The organism is Mesorhizobium sp. M1E.F.Ca.ET.063.01.1.1 (assembly GCF_003998155.1).
Lineage (GTDB): Bacteria > Pseudomonadota > Alphaproteobacteria > Rhizobiales > Rhizobiaceae > Mesorhizobium.
Window position 1 is genome coordinate 1 of the sequence record NZ_RZSC01000943.1, and the last position, 1984, is coordinate 1984.

The following is a 1984-nucleotide window of genomic DNA, read 5'->3' on the forward strand; positions in this document are numbered from 1 at the left end:
ATACTCTGCCAGCCGCTCCGGCGTGTCGATCAGCCAGCAGACGCGCGACCGCCAGCCGGCGCCGCCCTTGGTCAGCGCCGCCTTGACGGCACCCATCGGCATCGGCTTGCCATAGAGCAGGTCGCCTTCGGGAAAGGCGTCGAGCACGGCTTGCGTCACCGGCGGATGGAAGGTCATGAAGCGGCTGGTGCCGAGCGCTCTGGCGATATGCGCAAGCAGCGGCAGGCAAGGCAGCGACTTGTCGACCAGCCGCACGGCAAGGCCAGGCGCCAGCCTCTGCTTCACCAGCGCGATGTTGGCGTCGAGCCGGTCGCGGTCGAGCACCAGGCAGGGCCGAAAGATATCGGCCGCCTTCAGCGCCTTCGACAGCTCGGCAAAATAGGCGCTCATTGTCGGATGCCAAAAGGACCGGGCTCGATGCCGAACAGGCCGGCCATGTAGGGCGACACGAAACGGTTTTCGGGATCGATGTCTCGCCGCACCGCCATAGCATCATCCCAGCACGGATATAGTTTCTTGAAGTCCGCGGCCTTGAGGCTGTGCATCTTGCCCCAATGCGGCCGGCCGCCATACTTCAAGAAGATCGGCTCGGCCGCGCGCATGAAGGGCAGCGGATCGTTCGCGGCATCGTGATGGATGGCGATCGAGCAGGTCAGCCTCTTGTGGAAGGGCGAAAGCCAGAACGCGTCGGGCGCTACCGAACGCACCTCCATCGGGAAATAGACTTCCGGAAAGTGCTTCTCCGTCAATTCGATGATCTCGGCCAGGGCCTTCGGACCATCCTCGTAAGGCAGGTGGTATTCCATCTCGTTGAACCTGGTGCGGCGGTCGCTGACATAGACGTTGAACCAGTCCTGCACATAGTCCTCTGACGGTACCTTTTTCACCGCGCCCTTGATCAGCGCGCGGCGCAGCGAGGGCAGCCAGCGCAGCATGGTGCGCAGCTTGCGCAACGTCGCCAGCCCCTCCTCGTCGTCCTCGGTCGGCCGAGCCGTCGTCGGCTGGTCGCTGAGATCGCTGGCGATGAACTGCGCGTAGCCGGAAAACGGGATGTAGTAGAACTCGGCCGAGCGGTGCGCGGCCATCATCGTCTCGAAGTCGCGCAGCATGTCACCGATCGGCAGCACCCATTTGCGGCGGCGCAGCCGATAGGTCGGGACGTTGTTCATCGTCACTTCGGTGAGCACGCCGAAGGCGCCGAGCGCGACACCGGTGGCGTGGATCATGTCCTGATCCCCTGCGCGGCTATATTCACGCAGCTTGCCCTGCCCGTCGACGAATTGCACCGTCTCGAGTTGCGTGTGATAGGCGCCGAGCGTCGGGCCGGAGCCATGCGTGGCGGTGCCAAGCGCGCCGCCGATCGCCTGGCGGTCGATGTCGCCCATATTGGGCAGGCCCTGGCCGATATCCTGCAGGATGTGCATCAAGGCGCCGAGCCGCGTGCCCGCCCTCACCCGCGCGCGGCTGGCCGCGGCCTCGTGCGAGACCAGCCCCTCGATCTTCTCCAGCGAGACGATGGTGCCGTCCGACTGCACCAGCGGCGTGAAGGAATGACCGGCGCCGGCGACGCGCAGCGGTCCGGGCGCCGAGCGCACCAGTTCGACCAGTTCGCCGGCGTCGGCGGGTGTCGCGATCAGCTTGGGCGCGGCCTTCACGAAGCCCGACCAGTTGCTCCAGGCGTTCGCCATCGTCACCTCCCGCTCAGGCTGGAATGCGGCGCCGCGCAACCAGCGCGAAGATGCCGAGCAGCGCCACGCTGGCGAGCGCGGTCGCGGCTGCGAATTCCGGCACGGGGCGGAAATTGTCGCCGTCGATCAGCAGCGAGGCCGCGATCGGCCCTATGGCGAGGCCGAAGAGCTGCGCGGCGGGCACCAGGAGTACCGCTGTTCGTGTCTCGTCGGCGGTGATCGCGAGCCGGATCTGGTAAGGCACGATGAACAGCAGGATGAAGCCCATCACCAACGCCACCGCCCAGAAGACTAGG

The 1984-nt window shown here is 66.0% G+C and carries 1 protein-coding gene and 2 pseudogenes; all 3 read right to left on the minus strand.

Features of this window, described 5'->3' with window-relative positions:
* A pseudogene (locus EOA29_RS34570) lies at window positions 1-390 on the minus strand (DSD1 family PLP-dependent enzyme); the annotation flags it as partial.
* Entirely contained in the window at window positions 387-1688 is a 1302-nt protein-coding gene (locus EOA29_RS34575) for a D-arabinono-1,4-lactone oxidase (protein ID WP_126094442.1), read from the minus strand. The pseudogene EOA29_RS34570 and the gene EOA29_RS34575, both read right to left, overlap by 4 nt.
* Window positions 1689-1701: 13 nt before the next feature.
* A pseudogene (locus EOA29_RS34580) lies at window positions 1702-1984 on the minus strand (MFS transporter); the annotation flags it as partial.

What these genes read in the sequence shown, in the direction of transcription:
- EOA29_RS34575 (WP_126094442.1), bottom strand. Translation starts at nt 1,688, where the DNA reads ATGGCGAACGCCTGGAGCAACTGGTCGGGCTTCGTGAAGGCCGCGCCC.